Annotated in this window: 19 protein-coding genes; 12 read left to right on the forward strand and 7 right to left on the reverse strand. The window is 65.3% G+C overall.

Features of this window, described 5'->3' with window-relative positions:
* Positions 1 to 85: 85 nt before the first annotated feature.
* Entirely contained in the window at positions 86 to 295 is a 210-nt protein-coding gene (locus tag E4Q08_RS04650) for a hypothetical protein (RefSeq protein WP_169069530.1), read from the reverse strand.
* A 290-nt stretch (positions 296 to 585) separates the two neighbouring features.
* On the opposite strand from E4Q08_RS04650, the gene E4Q08_RS04655 reads away from it, so the two are divergent.
* From E4Q08_RS04655 to E4Q08_RS04710, 12 genes are all read left to right on the forward strand, one after another.
* Complete coding sequence (locus E4Q08_RS04655; protein ID WP_169069531.1) at positions 586 to 2214, forward strand: DUF2138 family protein; 1629 nt, start codon at positions 586 to 588, stop codon at positions 2212 to 2214.
* On the forward strand, positions 2214 to 2933 hold the full coding sequence (locus E4Q08_RS04660; RefSeq protein ID WP_169069598.1) for a DUF1175 family protein: 720 nt from the start codon (positions 2214 to 2216) through the stop codon (positions 2931 to 2933). The genes E4Q08_RS04655 and E4Q08_RS04660 overlap by 1 nt, the downstream gene beginning before the upstream one ends.
* Positions 2867 to 7519 (forward strand): alpha-2-macroglobulin family protein, encoded by a 4653-nt coding sequence (locus tag E4Q08_RS04665; RefSeq protein WP_308240060.1) that lies wholly within the window; start codon positions 2867 to 2869, stop codon positions 7517 to 7519. Before E4Q08_RS04660 ends, E4Q08_RS04665 begins: the two co-directional genes overlap by 67 nt.
* Entirely contained in the window at positions 7519 to 9210 is a 1692-nt protein-coding gene (locus tag E4Q08_RS04670) for a DUF2300 domain-containing protein (protein WP_248594704.1), read from the forward strand. The genes E4Q08_RS04665 and E4Q08_RS04670 overlap by 1 nt, the downstream gene beginning before the upstream one ends.
* Complete coding sequence (locus E4Q08_RS04675; protein ID WP_169069533.1) at positions 9207 to 10025, forward strand: YfaP family protein; 819 nt, start codon at positions 9207 to 9209, stop codon at positions 10023 to 10025. The genes E4Q08_RS04670 and E4Q08_RS04675 overlap by 4 nt, the downstream gene beginning before the upstream one ends.
* Entirely contained in the window at positions 10022 to 10840 is an 819-nt protein-coding gene (locus tag E4Q08_RS04680; protein WP_169069534.1) for a YfaP family protein, read from the forward strand. The genes E4Q08_RS04675 and E4Q08_RS04680 overlap by 4 nt, the downstream gene beginning before the upstream one ends.
* A complete protein-coding gene (locus E4Q08_RS04685) occupies positions 10837 to 12042 on the forward strand; it encodes a DUF3142 domain-containing protein (protein ID WP_169069535.1) in 1206 nt (401 codons plus the stop codon). The genes E4Q08_RS04680 and E4Q08_RS04685 overlap by 4 nt, the downstream gene beginning before the upstream one ends.
* Positions 12043 to 12298: 256 nt before the next feature.
* A complete protein-coding gene (locus E4Q08_RS04690) occupies positions 12299 to 13639 on the forward strand; it encodes an SWIM zinc finger family protein (RefSeq protein WP_248594697.1) in 1341 nt (446 codons plus the stop codon).
* Positions 13636 to 15162: a DUF5691 domain-containing protein gene (locus E4Q08_RS04695; RefSeq protein ID WP_034914898.1), complete on the forward strand. Its 1527-nt coding sequence runs from the start codon at positions 13636 to 13638 to the stop codon at positions 15160 to 15162. The genes E4Q08_RS04690 and E4Q08_RS04695 overlap by 4 nt, the downstream gene beginning before the upstream one ends.
* Before the next feature lie 25 nt (positions 15163 to 15187).
* On the forward strand, positions 15188 to 16276 hold the full coding sequence (locus E4Q08_RS04700) for an ATP-binding protein (protein ID WP_034914910.1): 1089 nt from the start codon (positions 15188 to 15190) through the stop codon (positions 16274 to 16276).
* 11 nt (positions 16277 to 16287) lie between these two features.
* Complete coding sequence (locus E4Q08_RS04705; protein ID WP_169069536.1) at positions 16288 to 18609, forward strand: DUF5682 family protein; 2322 nt, start codon at positions 16288 to 16290, stop codon at positions 18607 to 18609.
* Positions 18606 to 19805, forward strand: a complete 1200-nt coding sequence (locus E4Q08_RS04710; protein ID WP_169069537.1) for a VWA domain-containing protein — start codon at positions 18606 to 18608, stop codon at positions 19803 to 19805. The genes E4Q08_RS04705 and E4Q08_RS04710 overlap by 4 nt, the downstream gene beginning before the upstream one ends.
* An 84-nt stretch (positions 19806 to 19889) precedes the next feature.
* Here E4Q08_RS04710 and E4Q08_RS04715 read toward each other — a convergent pair whose 3' ends face one another.
* The 6 genes from E4Q08_RS04715 to E4Q08_RS24035 form a co-directional block, all read right to left on the reverse strand.
* A complete protein-coding gene (locus E4Q08_RS04715; RefSeq protein WP_169069538.1) occupies positions 19890 to 20915 on the reverse strand; it encodes an RNA-dependent RNA polymerase family protein in 1026 nt (341 codons plus the stop codon).
* 29 nt (positions 20916 to 20944) lie between these two features.
* Positions 20945 to 23608, reverse strand: coding sequence for a calcium-translocating P-type ATPase, PMCA-type (locus E4Q08_RS04720; protein ID WP_169069539.1), 2664 nt, complete (start codon positions 23606 to 23608; stop codon positions 20945 to 20947).
* 11 nt (positions 23609 to 23619) lie between these two features.
* Positions 23620 to 24543 carry a sodium:calcium antiporter gene (locus tag E4Q08_RS04725; protein ID WP_169069540.1) on the reverse strand — a complete coding sequence of 308 codons (924 nt, stop codon included), beginning with the start codon at positions 24541 to 24543 and terminating at the stop codon, positions 23620 to 23622.
* Positions 24540 to 24803, reverse strand: a complete 264-nt coding sequence (locus E4Q08_RS24030) for a hypothetical protein (RefSeq protein ID WP_211203313.1) — start codon at positions 24801 to 24803, stop codon at positions 24540 to 24542. Before E4Q08_RS24030 ends, E4Q08_RS04725 begins: the two co-directional genes overlap by 4 nt.
* Before the next feature lie 206 nt (positions 24804 to 25009).
* Entirely contained in the window at positions 25010 to 25372 is a 363-nt protein-coding gene (locus E4Q08_RS24435) for a hypothetical protein (RefSeq protein ID WP_248594698.1), read from the reverse strand.
* Positions 25342 to 25485, reverse strand: coding sequence for a hypothetical protein (locus tag E4Q08_RS24035; RefSeq protein WP_211203314.1), 144 nt, complete (start codon positions 25483 to 25485; stop codon positions 25342 to 25344). Before E4Q08_RS24035 ends, E4Q08_RS24435 begins: the two co-directional genes overlap by 31 nt.
* Positions 25486 to 25798 lie beyond the last annotated feature (313 nt).

The following is a 25798-nucleotide window of genomic DNA, read 5'->3' on the forward strand; positions in this document are numbered from 1 at the left end:
CAGTTCGACGAAGCGCGGTGCAACGTCGTCGAGCAGTTCGCCGAGGTCGGTGAAAGGGGTTGCCGTGAAAGTTGCCGGGGTGGACCTACGCAGCCGCCTTCAAATTCAGCGGCATGACATTGCCGGCCTGATCATAGTCAGCCAACTTGCCGATTCCGAGGCGCTTCATGGCCTGCCGGATTTGCGTCAAGTAATGCTTGTCCACCTTGCCCCCAGCTTCCGGCGTATGCCAGTATTGGCTGCCTCGGTCGGAGAAAAGCTCGAACTTGGGAGCAACATATACCGGACAGATCATACTACACGCCGCCAATAAGCAGCATATCGACCGGCCTGAACAGCATACAATACGCGCTTCGGCCGGGCCGACGGATATTCTGGCGCTGGCGATCCCGACGATGCAGAAGGTTGCGGATCGCAGGCAGAACGGTTTGCAGGGAGTAGGGGAGGACTTGACATGACGAGTACTTTGCCGTGCCCAGTGCGGGAAGGATTACGACAGCGGACGTTACGTCGTCCTGCCCGTCAACCCATCCACCGCTCCCGACGCCAGCCCGCGTGCCCGGACTATCCTGGTGGTGGTCGCCCATGCTGACTGAGTCACAGCCGTCTGCCCTGCGGGGGCGCCGTCGCGGGCTCTATGTCTTCCTTGGGCTGTTGGCCATCGTTCTCGCCTTCGGGGCTTACCGCTACTGGCACAAGGTGCCTCGATACAAGGGGGTATCGCGCCTGCAGGTGGACCTGCGACAGCCGGAAATGCTGCTCGCCACCCGCAATCTGGCCGAATTGCCGAAGGATATCGCGGCTGCCCCGATTCTCGCCGGCCTGGTGGATGAGCAACTGGTCTTTCACTACGAAGAGGACGAGGCGCGGCTGTCGATCGAGGGAAGCCTGCGCCGCCTCGCCTATGAGCACAAGATCGGTATCGAGGACCGTTTTCTATCGACGCTGCTGGCTGGACCTGCGGAAATCGGGCTATGGCGCTCGGGCAAGGGACGCCCCGAGCATTTCGTTGCCCGGCTGGAACGTGGCGTGCTGGCGAAGTTGAGTGAAGCATTTGCGCGCATCGCTCTCGACGATCGGCAGTTGAAACAGGCCGGCAGGTTTTCCGTGGGCGGTGACCAGATCACCCTGTACGCGCTCGATTACGGCGCTGGTCGCACACTCGCTTTTGCCGGGCGCGGTGAGCACTGGGTATTCCTGTCCGACCCGGCACTCGCGCTCGACGCTGAAGGCATGCTGACCGGCGATGCCGAGGCGGTTCTCGGCGACCTGCTGCGCGGCGGCCACCCGTGGCAGGCGAAGCTTCCCTGGTCGACCGCCGCACAGCACTCCTTCGTGATCGCTCAGCAGGCGCTGACGCTGGGCTACGCGCATTTCCTGCCGGCGCTGGCCGGCTTGCGTCTCGATCATCAGGATGGCAACTGGCAGGCCAGCCTCCGCCTCAAGCAGACCAACCATGCTTCCACGCACGACACGACCAGCATCTGGCGCGCCGCACCGCTCGGCGCCGCCTTGTGTACCGCGCTGCCGGTCGACTGGCCGGCTACCGCGGAGCCTTTGGCAGCGCTGCTCGGCAAGGACGCAGCCATACCGCCCACACTCGCTGCCCTGGATCCGATCGCCGCAGTGTGCTGGTATGCCGGTTCCCGGCTCTCGGCGCCGCTCTTCATCGCGCGCGCTGCTGGCGTACTGCCGCCCGATACGGGCCCATTGATTGCCCGCCTGGCAGAAAAATCCTGGTCCGTCGCCGGGGTCAACACTTCGGCCAAGGAAGCTGCAAGCCAGATCCACGCCGCGACCGTCCCTTCGCGACACGGCATCCGCCAGCCCGACGGCGGCGCCCGCGCTTTCGAGCCCGCGCTCGCCTGGCACGCCGGGACGATCTTCTTTTCTCCCGACCGTCGCCAGGTGGAAGCGGCACTCGCTGTCGCTGCCAAGCAAGCTGCGGCACTGGGCGACGAGCCGGGTTTGCGCGCTTCCGGCTGGCTGGTTTTCGACCCGCCGCAGGTGGCCCGACTCGTGCGTGCGGAAGTGCAGGAAGTGCTGCCGGCCGATGAGGAATCGTTTTTTCGTGAAGTGGCCCGGAATCGCCTCTGGCCGCGCCTGGAGGCCTGGGGGAAACAACAGCAGGCGAGCGTCGCAGTTCCCGCCGCCGCCGGCCAGGACGGTTTCGTCGCCCTGGAGATCAGGCCGCTGCAGGAGAATGCCCGGTGATGAAGCGCCGGGGCTTCCTCGGCGCTCTCGGATGCCTGTCCCTGAGTGCCGTCTGGCGACCGGCGACGGCCCTCGACGCCGGCCATCCGACGCCGTTCGCCGGGGCCTTGCTCGACGGCGTGCAATCCGACCGTTGCCGCGCCTGGATGTCGTTCATCGCCGCCGACCAGATTCGCCGCGGCCCGTCGCCGCGCTGGTTCCATCGCGACTGTGCCGGCCTGGCGCGCTTTGCGGTGGCGGAAGCGCTGCGCCCGCATGATCTGCGTTGGCGCCGGGCGAATGGTTTCAGCGGCCGCCTGCCGCCGGAAGTCGAACTGCGACCGGAACAGGCGTCGCTGCTCAATGGCTGGACGACCTTGACTGGAGAGCAGCAGGCTTTCGTCACGGCGCTGGCGCTGATCCAGAAGAACAGCCGCTGGCTCGGCCGCGAGAGCGCCATGGCCAGACCCGGCGACCTGCTCTTTTTCGATCAGGGCGACGATCAGCATCTGATGATCTGGATGGGTAGCTGGATCGCCTATCACACCGGCCAGCCGCCGGCGGCAACGCCGGAGCAGGGCAGCGGCAGGCGGCGGCCGGCTGCCGAGACGGTCTACGACCACGGTCTGCGTGCGGTCACGCCGGCCCAACTGCTGCAATGGAAGGATACACGGTGGCGACCACGCGACGACAACCCCAACTTCGCCGGCTATTACCGCCTGGCCTTCTTGTCACGCTGATCCTTGCGCTGCTGGGCATTCTCGGTCGGGCAACGGCCGCCGAGATGGCCGCAGCGAACTCCAACTATCGCCCGCTTGCCGGTGAGGAGTTCTTCCTGCTGGCCGAGACCAGCTACGCGTCTGACGAACAAGCCTCGGTGCGTCTGGAAATCCAGCGCGACTCGGCAGAGCTGGACGAATACGGCGGGGTAGACATCGCCGTCTACCGGGTGCCCGATCCGCTCGGCTTCCTGCGTGCCCAGAGCAATCTGCACCGCGTCAAGGTACCGGCCAAGCCGCAGCCCGAAGGCATGGCCAACATGCTCAAGCTCTCCTGGGACAAGATCTGGGCCAACACCCGCTTTGCCTGGAAACGTCTGTTCTCGCCGGCGGCACGCCGGGCGACGACCGCCGCCGCGCCCGAGTTGAAGACTGAAAAGGAAATCCTGACGCCGACGCGCCTGCGCCACCCGCCCGCCTATGCGCCACTGCCTGGTCTGACGCTCAGCGACCGCTTCCGCTACCCGGTGCATCGCGCCAAACCCATCGTGCCGCCGGCCGACGTCAAGCTCGCCGGCAGCAGCAGCGAGTTCCTGCCGAACAATGAAGGCAACGTTCGCGTCCCCCTCGGGCAGCGCACGCCCGGTCTGTACCTGGTCGAAGCCTCGGTCGGCAAGCACCGGGCCGTGACCCTGGTATTCGTCTCGGACAGCGTGGCGGTGACCAAGAATGCCGCCACGGAAATGCTGGTGTGGACCGCTCGCCGCAAGGACGGCGTTGCCGTCGGTGGTGCCGACGTCGTCTGGAGTGACGGCATCGGCGTCCTCAAGACCGGCAGCACCGGCGCCGATGGCGTCGCTCGTCTGGCCGCCACGAGTCCGGAAACCAGCTACATCTACGGTCAGGATCCGGCCGGCGGCGTTTTCATTTCGGAAAACTTCTACCATGACAGCGAGATCTACAACGCCAAGATCTACGCGGTCACCGATCGCCCGCTCTACCGTCCCGGCGACCTCGTCCAGGTCAAGTTCCTTGGCCGGGAATTCAGGAGCGCCCGCCGCTCCGAACCGGTCGCCTCGGGCGAAATTGGCGTCACGGTCATCGACCCGGCGGGGACCGAGGTTCTCACCCGCCGGCTGCGCTACGATTCGGCCAAGGGCGGCGAGACCGATTTTCGCCTGCCGACGGCGGCGCAGGCTGGCGGCTGGGAACTCGTCTTCGTCCGGGGCGAAGACAGTTACGGGGCCGCTTTCCGCGTTGCCGACTATGTCAAGCCGCATTTCGAGGCCGACATCGTCGTCGACAAGAGCGAGTTCAAGACCAGGGAGGCAGTCGGCGGACGCATTCGCCTCAGCTATCCCGATGGCAAGCCGGTGACCGGCGCGCTGGTCCGTATCACGGCGCGGGCGCAGCCACTGACGATGGTCGAAGGCGAACTGCGTTATGGCGGACAGTTTCCCATTGCCATCCAGGCTGCTGAACTGAAAACCGGCAGCGACGGCGTCGCTGTCTTCAGCCTGCCGCCGGCCGAGGAGCCTGCTCGCTACATCCTCAGCGTGCTGGCGCAGGACGGCGCCGCGTATCGCGTACGGGCGACCAAGGAAATCCTCATCGAACGTGGCGCCACCCTCTGGCAGATCAGCGCGCCCGCCTATTTCTCCCGCCCCGGCGAGGCAGTCGATTTCCGCTACACGCCGCAGGGCAAGGCCGGCCCCGGCAGTCAGCCGACGCGCTGGGAGATTCTCCGTCTCGAGGACCGGCAGCGGCGCGATGGCGCTCTCGCCGAGGCTTCGCTTGCCGATGGCGGTTCCGCGCGACTCGCCTTTCCCGAGCCGGGTTCCTACACCGTCAGCCTGCGTGACGCCAGGGGCAACCTGCTCGCGGCGACCAGCCACTGGGTTTCCGGCGAGGGAATGAAAGCGATTCCGGGCAGCGTCGAGATCGTTTTCGACAAGGAACACTACCAGGCTGGCGAGACGGCGCACGCGCTGATCACTTTCCCGCAGGCGGTCGGCGATGCACTGCTGACGCTCGAACGCGATCAGGTCGAGGCTTACGCACTGCTCAGCGGCAAGGCTGGCTGGCTGAGCGTCAGCCAGGTGGCGCCGGCACAGTGGCGGGCCGACATCCCGGTCCGGGAAGAATATGGCCCCAATGTCACTTTCTCCGTCCTCTACCTCGCCAATGGCGACTATGTCTTCCAGAACAAGGGCCTGCGCGTTGCCGTTCCGGGTGTCGAAGTCGCCATTCGCACGCCGCGTGAGCGCTATGCTCCGGGCGAGACCGTCACCCTCGAACTGGAAACGCGGGTCGCCGGACGGCCGACGCCGGCTCTCGTCAACCTCGGCGTCGTCGACGAGATGATCTACGTACTGCAACCGGAAATCGCGCCCAGCATCGGCAGCTTCTTCTATCACCCGCGCCGCAACAACGTGCGCACGACGGTCAGCCTGTCGTTCATCGGTTACGACCTGGCCCGTCTGCCGGCCAAGGGCAGCGCGCCGGTCCGCCGTTCGCTGTCGGAACGTGGCGTCAAGGTTCTCGAGCGTCCGCGGCGCGACGATACCGACACCGCCGGCTGGTGGCCGACGCTGATGACCGGCGAGAACGGCAAGGTCAGCGTCAGCTTCCGCATGCCCGATGCGCTGACCCGCTGGCGGGTCACCGCGCGCGCGATCACTGCCGGCGGCGTGGTCGGCCAGCAGACGCGGCACGTCGAGTCGCACAAGGACTTCTACGCCAAATGGACGGGTCCGACGACGTTCCGCCTGGGCGACCGCCCCGCTGCCACTCTCGTCGCCTTCAACCAGACCGGCGCCACGGCCAAGGTGCAACTGAGCGCCAGTGGCGGCGGCCTGGCCGTACGCCGCGAAGTCGAGCTGCAACCGGGAGCCAACAACCTCCCGCTGGCCCTCGACAAACCCGTCGGCGGCGACGTGGCGATCGTGCTCGCGCAGGGCGGCAAGGAAGTCGACAGCCTGCGCCAGGCGATCGGCGTCCTGCCCGCCGCCTGGCTCTCCGAACGCAGCCAGTCGCTGGAACTGCGCGATGCCGAGACGCGCCTGACGCTGCCGGCGGACGCGCGCGACCTCCGGATCAGTCTGGCGCAGGGCAGCGCCGGGCAGTTTGCGCGCATCGCCGAAGACCTCCTGGATTTTCCGTGGGGCTGTGTCGAGCAGACCGCCAGCCGCCTGCTGCCGCTCAGCTTCGTCTATCGCGGCCTGCCCGCCGATGCGCCGCGCGTGCGCGAAATCTCGCAATCGATCGCCACGCAGCGACTGCGCCTGGTCCAGATGGCCGGGCCGGAAGCGGTCTTCGGCTGGTGGGGGCCGGGCACCACCGACAGCGCCTGGCTCACCGCCTACGCCTATTACGCCGACTGGCACGCCGCGCGCGCGCTCGGCCTCAAACTGCCGGCGACGCACTGGCGGCAGAGCCTGGAAGCCTACAGCAAGCATGCCGCCAAGGAGCCGCTGCAGTTGCGTGTACTGGCCGTGTGGTTCCTGCAGGAAATGGAACTGCCGGTGCGCAACCTCCTGGAAGGTCTCATCCAGGAAGCCGCAACGCTGCCCGCGGCAAAGCCCGGCAGCCCGGGTCGCAACAGTCTCTGGCTGGGTGGCACGAACGCATCGGCCAATTCGCTGAGCCTGCTGCTGATCAGCCAGATGGCCCGCCAGCAGCAGCTCCCCATCGCCCCGGAACTCGCCCAGGCGATCGATGCCGCGCGCGAGTCGCTGCGCGCCCAGCCGGAAGCCCTCGGCCAGGCGCTGCTGGCGATGGAGGGCAAGGGGGCGGTGACGGAGGACGCTGCGCGCTGGCTGGCGACGCTCGGCCCTGGCGCACCCACCTTCGACCGTGCCCTGGCGCTCACCTGGTGGAACAAGGCCCTTGGCGGCAGTGCCCTGCCGGAAAGCGCGCCGCCAGGCCTCAAGGGGAGCTGGCAGCGGCACGGCGGCCCGTTTGGCGCAGCCACCTGGCGCTGGACCGACAGGGAAATGCCGGTCGCCATCAGCCTTGCCACTCCGCCACTTGCGCCGCTCAGCGCTTTCGTTCGTTACCGTTCGGCCGAACCCGAGCAGGGCAAGCTGCCGGTCAAGCTCGAACGACGCCTCTACCGTCTGGTGGTCGCCGAGACCGCCAAACCGGCCGGAAAGCCGCCCGACAAGCCACCTGCCGAAGGCGCCGCACTGGCCGGCGAGGCCGTCGAATTCAGGGCCGAAGCGGCGGCGGACGGCGACCTGCGCTCGAACGAACTGTACCTCGAGGAAATCAGGCTCAGCGCCAGCGCCGGGCAGTCGCTGCGCTACGGTCTGCTCGAGGTGCCGCTGCCGCCGGGTGCCGATGTCGAGCGCGGAACCTGGGGAATTCGCCTGCGCGGTCTGGACGGCGATACCGTCGTGCCGATGGAGAAGGCGCGTCATCAACCCGGCGAGCTGTCCTATGCGGTACCCGTCGACCAGCTTTCCGAAGGCCGTGTCTTCCGTCATCTGCTGCGCTTTGGCAGTCGCGGCAGCTTCGTTCTGCCGCCGGCGCGCTTTCAGCGCATGTACCAGCCGGATGAGAAGGCTTTCGAGGCGGTGACGGAGAGGCGCGTGCAGGTCAAGTGATGACAGGACTCCCGCCGCCACCACGCCCTGGCCTGCCAGTGCGCTGCCGGCTGTACTGCCTGGCCACCGGGCTGCTGCTGGCGGCTGCGCGGATCTCGGCGGCACCGGCTGTCGAACTGGTCTTCGGCGACCCGGAAGCGCCCACCGCGCTGCGTGTTTCCGCCGCCGGCAGCGAGGCCATGCCGGTACCCGGAACGACGCCGCTCGGCAGCCTGTGGAAGGTCTTTGTGCATGCCTACCTGAGCGCCGGCACGCGCCAGCCGGCCGATTACCACTGCAGCGGCCGCGACCCCGGCGAGGAATCGTATTGCTGTGCCCCCGGCGAGAGCATCGGCCGCGATGCGGCACTGGCCAAATCCTGCGGCCTCTATTTTTCTCCACGTCGGCTCGCCTTGTCGGCGGCCGACTGGCGGGCTTTCTGGCTGCGTCAGGCTCCGCAGGCACCGGCGTGGTTGTTCGAACTCGACAAGATGCAGCCGGCCAGCGAAGTCACGGTTCGCTCGCTGCTGGCCGCGCTGGCAGCCATCGACGCCGACACGCGCCGGCAGACGATGGCCGCGCTGCAGCGCGTCAGCCTCGAAGCGCGCGCCCGCCCGCTGCTCTCGCATCTGGGCAACTCGCTGCGCGTCAAGACCTGGAGCTGGAATGACGGCAAGGGCAGACGGATTGGCGGCTTCGCCGGCTGGCTCGCCGATGGAACGCCGCTGTGGCTGCGCGGCAGCGGCAGCAGCGCCCAGGTCATCGAGCAGGCGGCGCCGTGGCTGGCCGGCCAGTTGCCGCAGCCGACACCGCCTGACGAGGCTTGCGTACGCGTCCGTTTTTTCAGCCGCTACCCGCTCTCGGAAGTGCTGGTCGACGGCCGTCCGGCAGCCGAGGGCCCGCTACGCGGTCGTGTCGAAGCGCGTTTCAGCAACGCCCGCCGCCTGTTCTTCGCGAGCAGCGGCGAGCTCAGCCTCGGCCGTTCCGCCAGCCGCCCGGAAATCAGCGGCCGCTTCGCTCTCAACGAGTATGTCGCCCGCGTGCTGCAGCGCGAGGCTGGCGCGCAGCCGGCGGCGGCAGCGCGTGCGCTGGCGGTCGCTGCACGTACCTATCTCGTGCGCCACGCCGGACATGGCCGCGGCTGCTACGAGTTCGACGATGACAGCCGCACCCAGCGCGTCTCGCCGGCGCCACCGGAGCGGGCCGCCCTGCGCGCCGCCGAGTGGAGCGATGGCCTGGTCCTGAGTGGCGTCTCCGGTCGCTACCACCAGACCCGCAGCGCAGCGCAACAGCTCTCGTGGCAGGCCGCCGTGGCCGGCGCCAACGCCGGCGCGCGCTGGGACGAAATCCTCGAGAGCGCCTACGGTGGCGCCGGCTTCGGTATCGCCGGTGAAGCCGATGCCGGCGAATGTCAGCCGCTGAGCCGTGCCGAGAACTGGCTGGCTGGCCGGCAGGGCACCTGGAAGCGGCGGCTCGCCGGCGTCCCGGGTTTCGAGACGCCGGCGCCACTGCCGCGCGTGTGCCGCCTCGATCATGGCAACCCCTATGCTGACCTCGAGCGCGGCCGCATTTACGCGACGGGGATCGGCAGTGCCAATGAGCGGCTGACGATCGCTCACGAGTATCTGCATTTCGCTCTTGCCAACCATCCGCGTGGCCGCGACGAGGACTTCATCGAACGGACGGCGCGTACCCTGCTGGACATGCCATGATTCCCCGGACCTGCAAGCGTCGAATCCCCGTAGCGCTGCTGCTCGTTGCCACCGCGGCCACCGCTGCCGACACCGGCATCGTCCTCGACTCTCCGCGCGGCGGCTGGCGTAACGGCAGTCTCGCCGAAGACAAGGAATCGGCGATCGTCGCGGCTTACCCGAAACCGCCGGTCGATCGTGGTGGACAGAAAAATCGCACCCTGATCGAAGGACAATTGCGGCAGGCGGGCAAGAATCGTCCGCCCGGCCGACTGATCGTCAACGGCATCGACATGCCGCTGTACACCGATGCGCAGGGGCGCTTCGTCAAACCCTGGGCCTTCGGGCCAGGCAGCAACAGCGTCGAGATCGTCGCCCCAGGCGGCACTCGTCGCCGTCTGCAGTTTTACGAAAACCATGCCGAGAAGACGCACAGCAAGTTGCGCGTGGTCCTCGGCTGGGACGATCCGCGTGCCGAAGTCGATCTGCACATCCTGACGCCCGACGGCGAGCATGCCTTCTGGGCGCAGCCACTGCTCAAGCGTGGCGGCGGCCTGGACGTTGACAGCGTCGATGGTGGCGGCCCCGAGATATTTTCCACGGCAACGCCCTTGTCGGGCAACTATCTCGTCTATGTCAATTACTGGGGCAATTTCAACGCCGCCGGCTACAACTTCGATCCCGATGCCCACGACAAACCGCTGATCACCACCCGCATCACCATCGTCAGCAACGAAAACACTCCCGACGAGCGCCAGGAGACCGTGGTTGTCCCCTTGCGCCGCGTCGGCGACCTGACCTTTGTCCGCTCGCTGCGTTACGGAGAAAAGAAATGAGTCACCTGTCGAGCCGCCAATCGCTGGCCTTGTGCGCGCTACTTGCGGTGGTGGCGGCGGCCGACGCCCAGATTTCGCTGGACGCGCCGCGCGGTGGCTGGAAGCACTCCGGTGGCGAGTCGGCGCAGCACCTGCAGGACGTCCACTACCCGGCCAGTCGGGTCAATGCCGGGGGGGCGCGCAGCAGTGATGATGGTGGCGAACTCGGCGCAGCGATCCGCGGCAGAATCGCCGGCGCCGCGACGGCCAAGGCCAGACCGCCGCAGCTGCTGGTGGTCAATGGCGTTGCCATGCCGCTCAGCGTCACCCCGGATGGTTTCTTTGCCCGTCCCTACGCTTTTCCGCCCGGTGCCAACAGTGTCGAAGTACGGAGCGCTGACCGCCGGCAGGTGCGCAGGGTCAATTTCTACGACGCCAACCCGACTCGCCAGCGGGTCGGTCTGCGCGTCGTTCTCAGTTGGGACAGCGACATGACCGACATCGATCTGCATGTCGTTTCTCCGGATGGTCAGCATGTCTTTTTCGGCGAGCGGATTGCCAAGAACGGCGGCGCACTCGACGTCGATGTCACCGGTGGTTACGGCCCGGAAATCTACGCCATCCCGTCGCCCCCGCACGGCAACTGGCAGATCTACGTCAATTACTTCGGTGCCGGGATGGGCGCATACGGTGAAGCGGAGAGACAGGAAATCACCATCGCGCAGGTCGCGATCATCACCCGCGAAGGCACGCCCGACGAAAAGCTGCAGGTCTTCCGCGTTCCCCTGCGTCGCCCCGGCGAGCTGACTCTGGTCAAGTCCTTCGTCTACCCGTGATCGCTCGCCGGCTGCCAGTCGCGCTGCTGGCGGTCATGCTGCTCGCCGCCTGTGCAGAGAAAGCAGGCCCCCAGGCTCTCGAACACGAGGCCTATGTCTGGCAGCGACGCTGGTCGCCAGCACTGGCTGCGGCACTGCGGGATTCGGCCGACCTCGTGCGCGCCTGGCGGGTGCTGGCCGGCGAGGTCGATGCCGGCGGCAACTTTCGGCGGCTTGCCGTCGACCCGGCGGCACTGGCTGTCAGTGGTCGCCCGGCGATTCCTGTCGTACGCATCGAAGCGCCGCTGGCGACGCTCGACCGCGCGCAGCTGATTGCCGGCATCGTCGCCTTGCAGCGCGACTGGCCGGCATCGACGACGATCGAAATCGATCACGATTGCGGTACACGCCAACTCGCCGACTACGCGCGTTTTCTCGCCGCCCTGCGCCAGGAGCTTCCCTCCGGACGACGGCTGTCGCTGACCGTGCTGCCCGACTGGTTGGCTGCCTCAGAGCTGGACGGACTGTTGGCGACGGCCGACGAGATCGTCCTGCAGCTCCATGCGGTGCACGGATCGGCGCGCAGCCTGTTCGATCCCGCCGGCGCACGTGCCTGGACGAGCCAGCTCGCTCGCCGGATCGACAAGCCTTTCCGGGTGGCGCTGCCGACCTACGGCTCGCGCGTTGTGGTCGATGAGCGCGGGCGGATCAGGGCCATCGAGAGCGAAGTGCCGGTCGATCCCTATCGGGTCGCTGGCGTGCCGGACCAGGGACGCGAACTGTTCGCGCCTCCGGCCACGGTATCGGCCTTTCTGCGCTGGCTCGAAAAGTCGCCGCCGCCGCGGCTGTCCGGTGTCGTCTGGTTCCGCCTGCCGCTTGCCGGCGACCAGCGGGCCTGGACGCCCGCCACCTGGCGTGCCGTCATTCGCGATACTGAAACGGCGATCCGGCTGTCCGCCGAACTGCGGCCGGGCAATCAGCCGGGTCAGCAGCGCATCGTGCTGCGCAACGCAGGCATCATGGACACGACGCTCCCCGCCACCCTTATCGTCCAGGCCCCATGCCGTGGCCTGACGGGGAGTCAGAGCTACCTTCTCGAACGACAAGGCGAAGACAGCCTCTTCCTGCGTTCGCAACAAGCGCTGTTGCGCGCCGGCAGCGAAGTCAGCGTCGGCCTCGCGGACTGCCCGTCGGGGCCTGGCGGCCTGTGGATTGACGAGTAAGGGGTGGAGAGCGAGGGGCGACCGTTCCAGCGGTGATTCGAAGCGATCCGGGCCGGATGACGAGCATGTCGTCCAGTACATCTGCGGCCAGCGACAACTCGGGAGAACTGATACCATTCATCCCTATGGCGGCAAAGACCCATTCGCATAGGAAGTTCATGATCACTGGCTGGTGGCTGCGCGAAATACTCGATGGCCTACCGCGATTTCCCTCCTGCGTGGGTATTCGCGAAGAGGTGATCTGGGAGCCTGCGCTTTGACCGTCATCGGTGCAGAAGCAGTGCTGGCGCTGGCGCCGGATGCGTCGTCGGCGAATGCGGCGCGCGCGCTGGTGATGCCTGCCCGGTGGCCGGTCCTGGGTGCGAACGATGTCGCCGTATGGGGTGCATGTCAAGGCAGCGGATCAAAACCGTACCAGACACAAGTCGGGATCACCGGCGCCACCCCGGTATTTCGTTGCAGCTGTCCCAGCCGCAAGTTTCCCTGCAAGCATGCCTTGGCGCTGCTGCTGCTGCGTGCCAAACAGGAGGAACTATTCACCCAGACCGACGCCCCGGCCTGGGTCAGCGAATGGTTGAGCACACGCGCCGAGAAAGAACGGAAGAAGGAGGAAAAGCAGCGCCAGGAGACAGCCACTCCTGTCGATCCCGAAGTCGCCGAGCAGCGCGATCTGAAACGCCAGGCACAGCGCTGGAGCCGCATCGAAGGTGCGGCGACCGAGTTGCAGGCATGGCTGTACGATCAGATCGGCCGCGGGCTGGGCGCCATCGGCGATGAGCAGCTCGCTGGATGGCATACCATGGCCGCGCGCATGGTGGATGCACAGGCTGCCGGACTGGCATTGAGAGTGCGGGAGGCAGCGCAAGGCATCCGCCGGGGCACAGACTGGCCTGAGCGGCTGTTGCATCGCCTCGGCCTGTTGTATTTGCTGTGCACCGCAATTCGCCGCCGTGCAGAGTTGTCTCCGGAGATGCAGGCCGAACTTCGCACCATTGCGGGTTGGCCGTATGAAAAATCCGAGGTGCTGAGCACAGGAAAACGTCTGGCCGACCAGTGGACCGTCTTGGGACAAATCAGGGAAGAGAACGAAGACCACCTGACGGAACGGCGGGTGTGGTTACATGGGCAAAACAGTGGCCGACGTGCCTTGCTGCTGGAGCATGCCTTCGCCGGCAAGGGATTCGAGCAGTCCTGGCTGAACGGCTCCACTGTCGAAGCAACCCTGGCCTTTTTTCCGGGCACCAGCATGCTACGGGCACTGGTCGCCGAGGTGACGGCAAGCGCACAGACCCGATGGCCGGATTCGACCTTGAGCGCCGAGTGGCGGACGGTTGCCGAACGTGTCGCAAGCAGCCCCTGGGTACGTTTGCACCCGATGGTTTTGTCCGCGGCTGTACCCCTGCGGGCCGGTGACCATACTTTTTTGCTTGTCGAAGGCCAAACCGTAGCGCTGCATCTGGGCGATGACGACACCTGGAGATTGCTCGCCTACAGCGGTGGTCACCCGCTCGCGATGATGGGCGAATGGGATGGCCTGGCACTGCGGCCGCTCAGCGCATGGGGGGTCGATGGGCTGTGGCAAAGGAGTCCGGAGTGAGTACCTGGGCCGCATTGCTGCCGGTAGCCATGGTCGGTACCGAACGGCAGGCTGCCGTGGTGCCCGAGCTTGCTGGAGCGATCGGTGATCTGCTGGCCGAGCTTGCTGTGCTTGGCGACCACACCGCTCAACGTGTACTGCAAATGGCCGCCGTCTTGGCTACCTGCGCTCAGGCCGGCGTGCAGGGCACGGCCTGGCCGGGGCCCGTGCCGGCTGCAGCGGCCAGAGAAGTGCTGCCCACCGTGGATGACGCTTCTGCCGTGGTCTTGTTGGCCTGGGCTCTGCGCGAAGGGCCGCAACGCCTGCAGCAGCTTGTTTTTCAGTCGCTTGCCAAAAAGGGCTGTCGCTTGCCGATCGATCTGCTGCCATTGGCACTGGAGCAAGGCCGCCGCTCGCTGGCTTTGCGCGAATCATTGCAGCCAGTTCTGGGTGAGCGCGGTGTCTGGCTGGCAGGGCAGAATACCGCCTGGAACTATGCTTTTGGCGTAGAGGCTGCGGCGGCTGAGGAAGTGCGCTGGACGGAAGGCAGTCTGGCGCAACGGCGCGCGCTGTTGCGCGAGGAGCGCCGGCGCAATCCTTCTGCGGCGCGTGAACGGCTGACCGGAATCCTCGGCGAATTGCCTGGGCGCGAACGTGCCGAGCTGCTAGGCGAGCTGGCAACCGGCTTGTCGATGGACGATGAAGCGCTTCTCGACAGCTTGCGCAGAGACCGTAGCCGCGAGGTGAAACAGGTGACGCTTGGTCTGTTGCAGCGACTGCCCGACTGTGCCCATGTACAGCGGGCACAGCAGCGCATGCAGGCGCTGTTACGGCAGGAAAGAGTGTTGTTGCGCAAACACTGGCGGCTCGACGCGCCATCCGCCGTGGCGGACGAATGGAAAGCCGATGGCATTGAAGCGACACGGCCCACCCACGACGCGCTTGGCGAACGGGCCTGGTGGCTGTTTCAACTGGCCCGGCAGGTACCACTGGCCTGGTGGGTCCGATATACCGGCATGAACCCTGGCGATCTGGTCGAGTGGGCGATTTCCAGTGACTGGGCGGAGGCTCTGCTGCGGGCATGGCGCCACGCGCTGGCTGTCGAACCGGAGGTAGCCTGGTGCGAAGCCCTGTTGGACCACTCGCCGGAGACACCGTCTGCCGACAATTACATGAGCATTCTCGCCTTGTTGCCCCTGGCGAGACGCGAGCGCTATTGGGAAAAGCAGTTGAAGGATGGCAAATCCCGGTTGCGAACATTGCTCCATCAACTGCTGCAGGCCTGCCCACCCGGTGAATGCCTGTCAGCCAGTCTGTCGCTGGCCATCGCCAGTGCTGTCGCCGAAGCGGTCGGACAGCATGCCGACTTCAGCAACGATTACGCGCTACGTTCCGCCCTGCCGGAGCTTTGCTGTGTATTGCAGGGTGCGGCGCTGGAGCAGGTGCTAGAGCTATCCGGCGAAGCTGCCGGCAAGCCGGCGTTGCCAGAACTATGGCATACCGTCAGGCAGATCATCGCAACGCGGCAAGCCCTGAATTGTTAACGTATTGCTCGAACCCGAGGACACCATGACCGCATCCACTGCCATCCGCGAACATGCCGAGACACAATTTGCCGAAGAACTGTCGGAACTGAAAAGGCACGACACGCGTGCCCGCCCGCAAAACTGGGATCTGTCGCCATGGGCCGTCATCACCTACCTGATGGGTGGCAAGCTCGACAGCGGTTTCGCGATCAGCGCCAAATACATTGGCAATCAGCGCCTGATGGAAATTGCCGTGGCAACGCTGGCAACCGACCGGGCATTGTTGCTGTACGGTGTGCCCGGCACCGCCAAATCGTGGGTATCGGAACACCTGGCTGCGGCCATCAGCGGCGATTCGACGCTGCTCATCCAGGGCACGGCAGGCACCAGTGAAGAACAATTGCGTTACGGCTGGAATTACGCGCAGTTGCTGGCGCATGGGCCTTCTGAACAAGCCCTGGTTTCGAGTCCTCTGATGCATGCCATGCGGACCGGCAAGATCGCCCGTGTCGAAGAACTCACCCGCATCCCCGCGGATGTGCAGGATACGCTGATCACCATCCTGTCGGAGAAATCCCTGCCCATCCCCGAACTCAACAGTGAGGTCCAGGCAAGGCGTGGCTTCAACGTCATCGCCACCGCCAACAACCGCGACAAGGGGGTCAACGAGCTGTCTTCGGCGCTCAAGCGTCGTTTCAATACGGTGGTGCTGCCGGTGCCCGCCAGTGAAGACGAAGAAGTCTCGATCGTCGTCAAACGGGTAGCCGAAATGGGCCGTGCCCTGCAATTGCCGGCAGAGCCGCCGGCGCTCAAGGAGGTCCGGCGCCTGGTGCAGATATTTCGAGAACTGCGCAGTGGCCGGACCGCCGATGAAAGAACGCAAGTCAAGTCGCCCACCTCTACGCTATCGACCGCCGAGGCAATCTCTGTCATCAACAGCGGTATGGCGCTGGCTGGCCATTTCGGCGATGGCGTAATGCGCCCGCATGACCTCGCCTCCGGCCTGATCGGTGCAGTGGTGAAGGATCCGATCCAGGACAATATCGTATGGAACGAGTATCTGGAAACGGTGGTGAAAGAACGCGCCGACTGGAAGGATCTGTACCGTGCCTGCCGCGAGCAGCAAACCTGATCGCCACCGCAATGGCTGCACCGCATCTCTTTGGCATACGTCACCACGGCCCCGGTTGTGCTCGCAGCCTGGTGCGCGCGTTTGACGCCCTGCTACCCGATTGCATTCTGATTGAGGGTCCGCCGGAAAGCGAGGGCTTGCTGCAGGCCGTGCTGGCCGAGGGCATGCAGCCACCGGTGGCCTTGCTGAGTTATTGCCCCGACGAGCCACAACTGGCGGTGTATCACCCCTTCGCCGAGTTTTCGCCGGAGTGGCAGGCGATACGCTGGGCAGTATTGCATGCCGTGCCGGTACGCTTCATGGACCTGCCGATGGCAAATGACCTGGCATTGCAAAAGGCACATCGGCAAGCGGACGAAGCGTGTCCGGAACCCGCGCACGCAGAAGCTCCCGCTGCACAGGACCACCGGGATGATGCCAGCGCAGAAGCAGGCGCTCCGGCGAACCCGGCAGCCAGCGAGGACGACCGTGCGGGCGACCCGCTGAACTGGCTGGCGCACGCCGCCGGTTATGCCGATGGCGAAAGTTGGTGGAACCACATGGTGGAGGAACGCGGCGACGGCGAACAGCTGTTTGCCGCGGTCGCCGAAGCCATGACCGCCTTGCGGGCAGACTGGGGTGAGCAGCGCGATGACCCACAGGAGTCGCAGCGCGAGGTACTGCGCGAAGCGCACATGCGCCAGTGCCTGCGCGAGGCACAAAAAACAGGCGCGGAGCGCATTGCGGTGGTCTGTGGCGCCTGGCACTTGCGTGCCCTGCAGACGTCCGTCACCATCAAAGCCGATCAGGCCTTGCTCAAGGGTCTGCCCAGGGTCAAGGTGCAGTCCACCTGGGTGCCGTGGACCTACCGGCACCTCACGCGCAGCAGCGGCTATGGCGCCGGCATTGTTTCGCCTGGCTGGTATGAGCATTTGTGGCGCAGCCAGCATCTCCCGCAGCTGCGCACGGTCGGCTGGCTGGCACGCGTGGCGCGGCTGATGCGCGAACGGGATCTGGACTGCTCGTCGGCCCACCTGATCGAAGCCACGCGCCTGGCCGATGCGCTTGCAGCCATGCGCGAGCGTCCCGCTGCCGGACTGGAAGAATTGCAGGAGGCCACACGCTCGGTCTTTGCCATGGGGGACGATTCGCTGCTGCATTTCATCGCCGACGAACTGGTGGTGGGTGACCGACTGGGCAGCGTGCCTGCCGACGTACCCACCGTACCCCTGCAGCGTGATCTGGAACAGGCGCAGAAAACCTTGCGGCTCAAGCCGGAGGCCGTCCAGCGCACGCTCGATCTGGATTTGCGCAACAGCAACGACCTGGCCCGCAGCCATTTGCTGCACCGCTTGCGGCTGCTCGATGTGCCCTGGGGTGAGTTGGCCAAAGTGGGCCGCTCGCATGGCACTTTCCACGAAGTGTGGATACTGCAGTGGCAGCCCGAGTTTCTGTTGCAACTGATTGAGGCCAGCCAGTGGGGGCAGACACTGGTTCAGGCTGCCACCGCTCTGGTGATCGACAAGGTCGGGCGCGTCAGTGATCTGGCCGAACTTGCCGCCCTGGTGGATCGAGTCCTGCTGGCCGACCTGGACGCTGCAGTGCAAGCCGTCACGCAGGCGCTGCAAAGCCGAGCAGCGCTCACCGGCGATGTGCTGCAGTTATTGGCCACGCTGCCGCCTTTGGCAAATGTGTTCCGCTACGGCAACGTGCGTCAGACCGATGCGGCGATGGTTGCGCAGGTCCTGGACGGCCTGATCGTACGCGCCGCAATCGCCATGCCATTGGCTTGCCGTAACGTGGACGATGCGGCCGCTCAGAGCCTGCGCGAGAAATTGCTGGCCGCTCACACTGCGGTAGCGTTGCGCCAGGGCCAGGAGGAGACCCAGGCATGGCGGCAGGCACTGCAGCAGATCGCAAGCAGCACCAACACCAGGCAACTGCTGCAAGGCGTGGCGGTTCGATTGCTGCTCGACGATGCGGTCTGGTCGGTTGAACAGGTCGCGCAGGCGATGTCCTTCGAACTATCCATGGGGGCCGAGCCGAGCAAGGCCGCAGCCTGGCTGGAGGGGTTCCTGAACCGCAATGCGCTGGTGCTTCTCCATGATATGCGCGTATGGCAGCTGATGGACGAGTGGCTTGTGGGCTTGCGCGAAGAACACTTCGTCCGCGTGCTGCCTCTGGTACGACGCACCTTCTCGACCTTCAGCGCCAGCGAGCGCAGTGCTCTGGCACAACGTGCCGGACAGGGCAGGGTGGTCGCAGCCATGCCGAAACCGCTTGCCGGCTGGAACGAAGAGCGTGCTGCCCTGCCGCTGCCGCTACTGCGCCAGTTGCTGGGAGTGCAGCAATGAATCCAAGGATTTCCATCCCGCCGGGCGCACCAAGCGGCGTGCAACGCTGGCGGCTGGTGCTCGGCCGTGAGGCGGAATCGACTTGCGGAACCCCGCTTGGCGCAGCGGCCGAAATGGACAAGGCGCTGTCGGCGCTTTATGACCCCGAGGGTCCTGACGGCATGCACTCCAAAGAGCGGCGTGGCGGACGTGGCGGCTCGGCGCCGAGCGTGGCGCGCTGGCTGGGGGACATCCGCAAATATTTCCCGGCCTCGGTGGTGCAAGTCATGCAGCACGATGCGTTTGAGCGCTTGAACCTGCGCGAGATGTTGTTGCAGCCAGAGATGTTGCGCAATGTTCAGGCCGATGTGCATCTGGTTGCCAGCCTCATGGCCTTGTCACGGGTGATTCCCGCCGGCACGAAAGAAACGGCGCGAATGGTGGTGCGCAAGGTGGTGGATGAACTGATGAAGCGCCTGGATGAGCCCTTGCGCGCAGCGATCAGCGGCGCGCTCGACCGCAGCCAGCGCAATCGCCGACCGCGCCACAGCGAGATCGACTGGAATCGAACCATACGGAGCAACCTGAAACACTGGCAGGCCGAGTTCCATACCATCGTGCCGGAAACGCTGCTCGGCTATGGCCGCAAGGCACATCGGCCACAACGCGAGGTCGTGCTGTGCATTGACCAGAGCGGCTCGATGGCAGCCTCGGTGGTGTATTCCAGCATCTTCGGTGCAGTGATGGCCTCGCTACCGGCAGTCGCGACCAAACTGGTGGTATTCGACACGGCGGTGGTTGACATGAGCGAGCAGCTCGACGACCCAGTGGAACTGTTATTTGGTGTACAACTGGGTGGCGGCACCGACATCAACGCTGCGGTGGCTTATTGCCAATCCATCATCCGTGAGCCACGCAACACGATTCTGGTCCTCATCTCCGACCTGTACGAAGGCGGCGTCGAGGCGATGCTGCTGCGCCGTGCCGCAGAACTCGTGGACAGCGGCGTGCAGTTCATCACCTTGCTGGCCTTGAGCGACGAGGGTGCACCTGCCTATGATCGAGACCTCGCCGGCAAACTCGCCGCCCTGGGTGTGCCCTCGTTTGCCTGTACCCCGGATGCCTTTCCTGGCCTGATGGCCGCTGCGATTCGACGTGACGATGTCGCTAGCTGGGCAGCAGGTCAGGGCTTGGTGACGAGCCGGGCAGCTCGATAAAGGATAGAAAATCGATCGGGATGCGGTGTTCGCGCAGCAGTTGGCTGAGCTGGCCGGCGAACCTGACGGGGCAGGGTGATTGCGTCAGTCGAGCAGCCGCCCCGCTTCGTGGAGCAAGCTCCTGCAGCGAATGAGTTCTGCACGGGGAAAGCTGCAGGCGAGCAGGTTGACCACCGGAGCACTCCTCACCACCACTTTCGGCAGTACGATCTCGACCGCGGCCTCGCCAGTTCCTTCGGGTACCAGGACGTTCATCTGGTCGAGCCGCAACTTCGTCATGCCGATCCGAATGTAGTCGGGTCCGTGCGTGAGCACGTGCTGCACACGTCCGATGACGTGTTCGAGCGTCTCACCAGCGCTCGCTGCCAATGCCGCGAGGGAGCGCTCGTTCTCGGAGAGTTTTCGCTCCACGTCTTCGATTTTCTGTCGCGCACCAATGCCCTTTTCCAGCATCGCTTCGAGCCCGACACGCTGGCCCTTCAAGATCATCAGCCGCGTCTGCAACATCGAGCGCTGCTCCCTGAGATCCTTGCGCTGCATATCCAGCGATGTGATCTGTTGCAGCGCTTCCGTGAGCAGAAATTTGAAGGCACGGCGCCGGATTTCGATGCGCGCATCGTGCTCGCAGCCGCTTGGCAAGACCGGCTTCTTCTCGGTAAAAGAAACGCAGGTCCGCAGCACGTCGTTCTGTACCACACCACCGTCAGCCGCCACGCCGAAGCCTGTCGCCTCACGGCAGACGAAGCGCAATGTGGCCCACACGTGCTCCGCATCGGGCGTGTTCTCGAAGAAATCCTGAATCGCCTGGCTGCGGCTGAAGACCCTCGGGATGTCACGCGCGCTGGCGAAAAGGGCGCGCAAGCTCGGGTCCTCCGACCAGACCTTGGCGCTTGCTTCGATGGCGGGTGGAATCCCTGCCTCGATCTCGCGGCAGTAGAGCACCGCCTGCTCCACCGCCGGCCGGAGCTTGCCGCGGTAGCCGGCGACGAATTTCAGGCGCGGATCGATGATGCGAATGAGCTGCTCGATGCGCTGCTCGATGACCGCGGGGTCGACCGTGGAACCGGTCGCCTCGTCGTTGCCGCTGAAGAGCCAGTCGAGAATCCCCATCGATACTCCTTGTAGTGTCAGACAGGTTCCTATCCGGTGAGGATACGTTTGCACAGCCGCAAGAGCAGCTTGCGCGCCTCTTCGAGGAATAGCGTGGACGAGGCGACGGCCACCGCCACCGCCCACTCGGTCAGCGTCAGATCGACGGTGTCGAAGATGGCCTGCGCCGGGCGCCAATGCACGGCGACGATCTGCAGGACGACGACGGCGAAGAGGGCCAGCCACAGCTTGCCGTTGTTGAAAAACTGCGCGTTGAAAGCGCTCCCGTGTTCGGCGCGGGCGTTGAAGATGTTGAAAAACTGGAACAGCACAAAAGTGGTGAAGGCCAAAGTCATCGCCTTGGCAACATCGCCGGACTGCGTCGCCCAGGCGTAAGCACCCAGGGTGCCCACCGCCATCGTTGCGCCATAGAGCCCGATGCGCCACAGGCGCGGCGTCGAGAGGATTACCGCCTCCTTGCTGCGCGGGCGCTCGCGCATGATTCCGGGACGGGCGGGTTCAACGCCCAGCGTCATCGCCGGCGGACCGTCCATGATGATGTTCACCCAGAGGATCTGGATCGCCGTGAACGGCGTGGCGAAGCCGAACAAGGGCGCGCCGAGGACAGTGAGGATGGCGCCGATGTTGGTGGAGAGCTGAAAACGCACGAACTTGACGATGTTGTCGTAGATCGTGCGTCCTTCTTCCACCGCGCGCACGATGGAGGCGAAATTGTCATCGGTGAGCACCAGCGTCGCCGCTTCCTTGGTGACCTCGGTGCCGGTGATGCCCATTGCCACACCGATGTCGGCGGTCTTGAGCGCTGGCGCATCGTTCACGCCATCACCGGTCATCGCCACGACATGCCCCTTGGCCTGCAATGCCTCGACGATGCGCATCTTGTGCTCGGGCGCGACGCGCGCGAACACGGCGCTCTTCTCGACCAGCGCGGCGATTTCGTCCTGACTCAGGCCATCGAGTTCGCGCCCCTCGTGCGCCTCGCCGGAGAGGCCGAGTTCGCGCGCGATGGCCGCAGCGGTGACGCGATGATCGCCGGTAATCATCTTGACCTCGATGCCGGCGTCGCGGCAGGTGGCGATCGCCACACGTGCCTCGGCACGCGGCGGGTCGATGATGCCGACCAGGGCGTGCAGCGTCAGCTCGCGCACCCAGGGCAGCAGGTCGCCAGCGGGATCGAACTGCTCGGCCGGAATCACCCGCCCAGCCAGCGCCAGCACGCGCAGCGCCTGCTCGGCCAGTGCCTCGTTCTCGGCGATGAAGCGGTCGCGAATTGTGTCATCCAGTGGCATCACCACGTCGTGATGCAAATAGCCGATGGATAATGCCAGCAGGACATCCGGGGCACCTTTGACGCACAACCGTACCTGGTCGCCTTCATGGTGGAAGGTGGCCATGAACTTGCTGGCTGAATCGAAGGGAATCTCGGCGATGCGCGGCAGGTGTTCGACCGCCTCCTCGGCGTCGAGCCCGGTCTTGGCGGCGAGCGCCAGCAGTGCGCCTTCGGTCGGGTCGCCGATCAGTTGCTCATCCTTGATCCGGGCATCGACGCACAGCGCCGCCGGCAACAGGATGTGACGAACATCGCCCGCATCCGCGATACAGCCGTTGCTGCCATAGCCCTCGCCAGTGACGGCATGGCGTTGACCGTTGAAATAGACCGCCCGCGCCGTCATCTGGTTGAGCGTCAAGGTACCGGTCTTGTCGGAACAGATCACCGTGGTGCAGCCCAGCGTCTCGACGGCAGCGAGTTTCTTGACGATGGCGTTGCGCTTGGCCATGCGGTGCATGCCGAGCGCGAGGGTGACGGTCACTACTGCCGGCAGGCCTTCGGGAATCGCCGCGACGGCCAGTGCGATGGCGGTCATCGCCGTCTGTAGCAGCGGGTCGCCGCGCAGCAGGCCGAAGACAAACATCAGCGCCACGACGGCGCTGGCGATCAGTGCGAGGCGTTTGCCCAGGCTGTCAAGCTGCTGCTGCAGCGGCGTCTCGCCCTCGGCGGTGGCGGCGAGCAGCCCGGCAAGACGGCCCATTTCGGTGCCCATGCCGGTGGCGGTGACGACGGCTTCGAGGCGGCCGCGCGTCACCACGGTGTTCATGAACACCATGTTGTGTCGTTCCGCCAGCACCGACCTTTGATCAACAGCGTCGGGCAACTTGGCGACCGCCTGCGATTCGCCGGTCAAGGCCGCCTCCGCCACCTCAGCGCTGTGCGCCGACAGCACGCGCGCGTCGGCAGGAATGCGGTCGCCGGCCTCAAGCAGCAGAATGTCGCCCGGCACCAGATCAGCCGCCTCGATCAGGCGAACCTCGCCGTCGCGTCGCACGCGCGCCGTCGGCGCGAGCATGTTCTTCAGCGCCGCCAGCGCCGCTTCGGCACGATGCTCCTGAAAGAAGCCCAGCGTCGCGTTGAGCACCACCACCACGGCGATCACGATCGCGTCCTTGAGGTCGCCGATGGCGCCGGCCAGGACTGCGGCACCGAGCAGGATCAGGATCAGCAGGCTCCTGAACTGGTCAAGGAACTTGCGCCAGGCAGGCCGGGCCGGTTTTTCAGCGAGCCGGTTGGGACCATGCCTGGCAAGGCGTTGTTGCGCAACTTCTGCGGTCAGACCACGAGAGGGGTCTGACCCGATCTGGTGAAGGACTTCGGCAGTGGAGCGCGCATGCCAGGCAGTATCAGGATCAAGAGACATATTGAGTGAGATCAGGAAGTGAGCGTTGCCCAGACAAAGCCGACGTAGAGCATCAGCAACAGGAAACCGCGACCGCGCACGATCAGGCCGCTGCGGTTGGGCAGCAGCAGAAGCAGCGCGACGATGCCGCAGGCGAGCGTCAGCGCCACCTCGCTCATTGGCGCGACGATCGGATGTATCGTGCCGGCTACGCCAACGATGGCCAGACCGTTGAACAGGTTGCTGCCGATCAACGTGCCGACGCCGACATCGTCGTGGCCGCGCAGGCGAGACAGGATCACCGTCACCAGTTCTGGCAGAGATGTGCCGATTGCCACCAGGATCGCCCCGATCACGTAAGTGTCGACCGCAAACGCGGTGGCGATGCCCGTCGCGCCGCTGACAAACAGGCGACCGGCAGCGATCAGCGCGCCGAGGCCGAGTACACCGAGCAGCAGGCTCATGCCGGCAGACACTTCGGTGGCCTCAACGTCTGCCGCCACTTCTCGCTTGCGCAGGGCACTGCGCACGCTCCACACCAGCCAGGCGAAGAATACCGCCAACAGCAGCAATGCCTCGGCACCTTCGATCCGTCCGTCGAAAATCAGGAAGAAGCTCAGCGCCGGGACTGCGAGGGCAAGATAGAAATCGCGGCCGAAATCCTGCCGCGAGGTCTGCACGCCACCATACAGCAAGGCGAGACCGAAGATCAGCGCGATATTGACGATGTTGCTGCCCAGCGCATCGCCCAACCCGATCTCCGGCTGGCCAGCGAGTGCGGCGACGGTAGACACGGTAAGTTCCGGGCTGGAGGTGGCGAACGCCGCCAGTGTGGTGGCCACCACCACCTTCGGTACGCGCAGATGGAGTGCCGCGCCGAGGATGGACTTGAGGAATGCCTCGCCGCCCGCCGCCGCCAACAGCACGGCAGCCAGGATGAATGCCAGATCGGTCATGGCGATTGGTCAGACGCCTCGCGCGGGTGGCAAATGACCAACACATCGCACTGCGATTCCGCCAGCACATGCTTGGTCACGCTACCGAGCAGCAATTCTTCGACGACGGCCTCCACCCGACCCTTGCCCATCGCCAGGATGATGAGGAAGCCAATGACGATGTGGGCGATCAGCACCGGCTGGCGAAGCCACAACGACACGGTGCCCGCGGCGGCGGACATCCGTAACAGAAGAGCAAATTCACCAAAGACTCCGTGCATGATTCAGTGGCTCCGATTCGACACTTGCGCTCCTGGCTCAGGCTGGCATCAGGCTGGCATCAGGCTGGCGATAAGCCAGGAAGCCGATCAACACCACCGTTGCCCAGCCCAGGCGACCGACGTAGCGATGCAGTGCGGCCTCCCAATATTCCTGATCTGTTGCAACAACTACGGTGCCTCAGCGGACGGTTTTCCTGATTCTTGCGTTACGCTGCCAGCAATTCGTGCAGCCGGGTGGCCGTTTGCTCTTGCACCTCCACAGCCTCGAAAAGAGAAGCCGGGTAAAGAAAGTCCTCGCCGGAATCGTCAATGATCCGCAGCATGCTGTGGCTGTCCGCCGGGGCAAGCACTTCATAGAGCCGCCCGAGCGTCAGATCATCCGTCGAGAACTCGCCAAATCCTTCGCGAGACAGGCAAACCACAAACCTCATAGCCATTCCTTTATCTTCAGTTTCACCTTGCCGACAATACAGAATTCCATTGATCAATGCTACTCCAATTCCCGGACTTGCCGATGCCTTGACAAACACATCGGCATTCAGCCACGAAGAAAGGAAGTTTGTCGCCATTTTTCATAATCCCGACCATCTCCGGTATCGCAGATCACCGCAGCGATCCGCTCCAGAGCCGCATCGATTTCGCCACGCACCGATGCCGCCGCTTCCTTCGCCTCTTCCTGCATCCGCGCCGTAGGTTGGGCTGAGCCTGCGAAGCCCAACACCCTAAACAAGAAGCCAGGAAGCGCCGTTGGGCCGAGCGTGCGAAGCCCAAGCTCCTGAACCGGGCGGGAGAGGTGTGCAAGCAGAAAGATGCGAGGAAGATGCGCTGGTTGTTGGGCTTCGCAGGCTCAGCCCAACCTACACGGCTGGCGCGCAAGCTCAAGCGTGGCGAATAGCGAATGCGTGCTGCTGCTCGACAAGACCGGATGACGAGCTTTCCCAGCCGGCACCGCCTGCAGCGGGAGCGCGCGATCCAGTGTCACCAAGCGGCGCGAG

Source organism: Candidatus Accumulibacter contiguus, assembly GCF_012940005.1.
GTDB classification, from domain to species: domain Bacteria; phylum Pseudomonadota; class Gammaproteobacteria; order Burkholderiales; family Rhodocyclaceae; genus Accumulibacter; species Accumulibacter contiguus.

What these genes read in the sequence shown, in the direction of transcription:
- E4Q08_RS04650 (WP_169069530.1), bottom strand. Translation starts at nt 295, where the DNA reads ATGATCTGTCCGGTATATGTTGCTCCCAAGTTCGAGCTTTTCTCCGAC.
- E4Q08_RS04655 (WP_169069531.1), top strand. Translation starts at nt 586, where the DNA reads ATGCTGACTGAGTCACAGCCGTCTGCCCTGCGGGGGCGCCGTCGCGGG.
- E4Q08_RS04660 (WP_169069598.1), top strand. Translation starts at nt 2,214, where the DNA reads ATGAAGCGCCGGGGCTTCCTCGGCGCTCTCGGATGCCTGTCCCTGAGT.
- E4Q08_RS04670 (WP_248594704.1), top strand. Translation starts at nt 7,519, where the DNA reads ATGACAGGACTCCCGCCGCCACCACGCCCTGGCCTGCCAGTGCGCTGC.
- E4Q08_RS04675 (WP_169069533.1), top strand. Translation starts at nt 9,207, where the DNA reads ATGATTCCCCGGACCTGCAAGCGTCGAATCCCCGTAGCGCTGCTGCTC.
- E4Q08_RS04680 (WP_169069534.1), top strand. Translation starts at nt 10,022, where the DNA reads ATGAGTCACCTGTCGAGCCGCCAATCGCTGGCCTTGTGCGCGCTACTT.
- E4Q08_RS04700 (WP_034914910.1), top strand. Translation starts at nt 15,188, where the DNA reads ATGACCGCATCCACTGCCATCCGCGAACATGCCGAGACACAATTTGCC.
- E4Q08_RS04705 (WP_169069536.1), top strand. Translation starts at nt 16,288, where the DNA reads ATGGCTGCACCGCATCTCTTTGGCATACGTCACCACGGCCCCGGTTGT.
- E4Q08_RS04710 (WP_169069537.1), top strand. Translation starts at nt 18,606, where the DNA reads ATGAATCCAAGGATTTCCATCCCGCCGGGCGCACCAAGCGGCGTGCAA.
- E4Q08_RS04715 (WP_169069538.1), bottom strand. Translation starts at nt 20,915, where the DNA reads ATGGGGATTCTCGACTGGCTCTTCAGCGGCAACGACGAGGCGACCGGT.
- E4Q08_RS04720 (WP_169069539.1), bottom strand. Translation starts at nt 23,608, where the DNA reads ATGTCTCTTGATCCTGATACTGCCTGGCATGCGCGCTCCACTGCCGAA.
- E4Q08_RS04725 (WP_169069540.1), bottom strand. Translation starts at nt 24,543, where the DNA reads ATGACCGATCTGGCATTCATCCTGGCTGCCGTGCTGTTGGCGGCGGCG.
- E4Q08_RS24030 (WP_211203313.1), bottom strand. Translation starts at nt 24,803, where the DNA reads ATGCACGGAGTCTTTGGTGAATTTGCTCTTCTGTTACGGATGTCCGCC.
- E4Q08_RS24435 (WP_248594698.1), bottom strand. Translation starts at nt 25,372, where the DNA reads ATGGCGACAAACTTCCTTTCTTCGTGGCTGAATGCCGATGTGTTTGTC.
- E4Q08_RS24035 (WP_211203314.1), bottom strand. Translation starts at nt 25,485, where the DNA reads ATGCAGGAAGAGGCGAAGGAAGCGGCGGCATCGGTGCGTGGCGAAATC.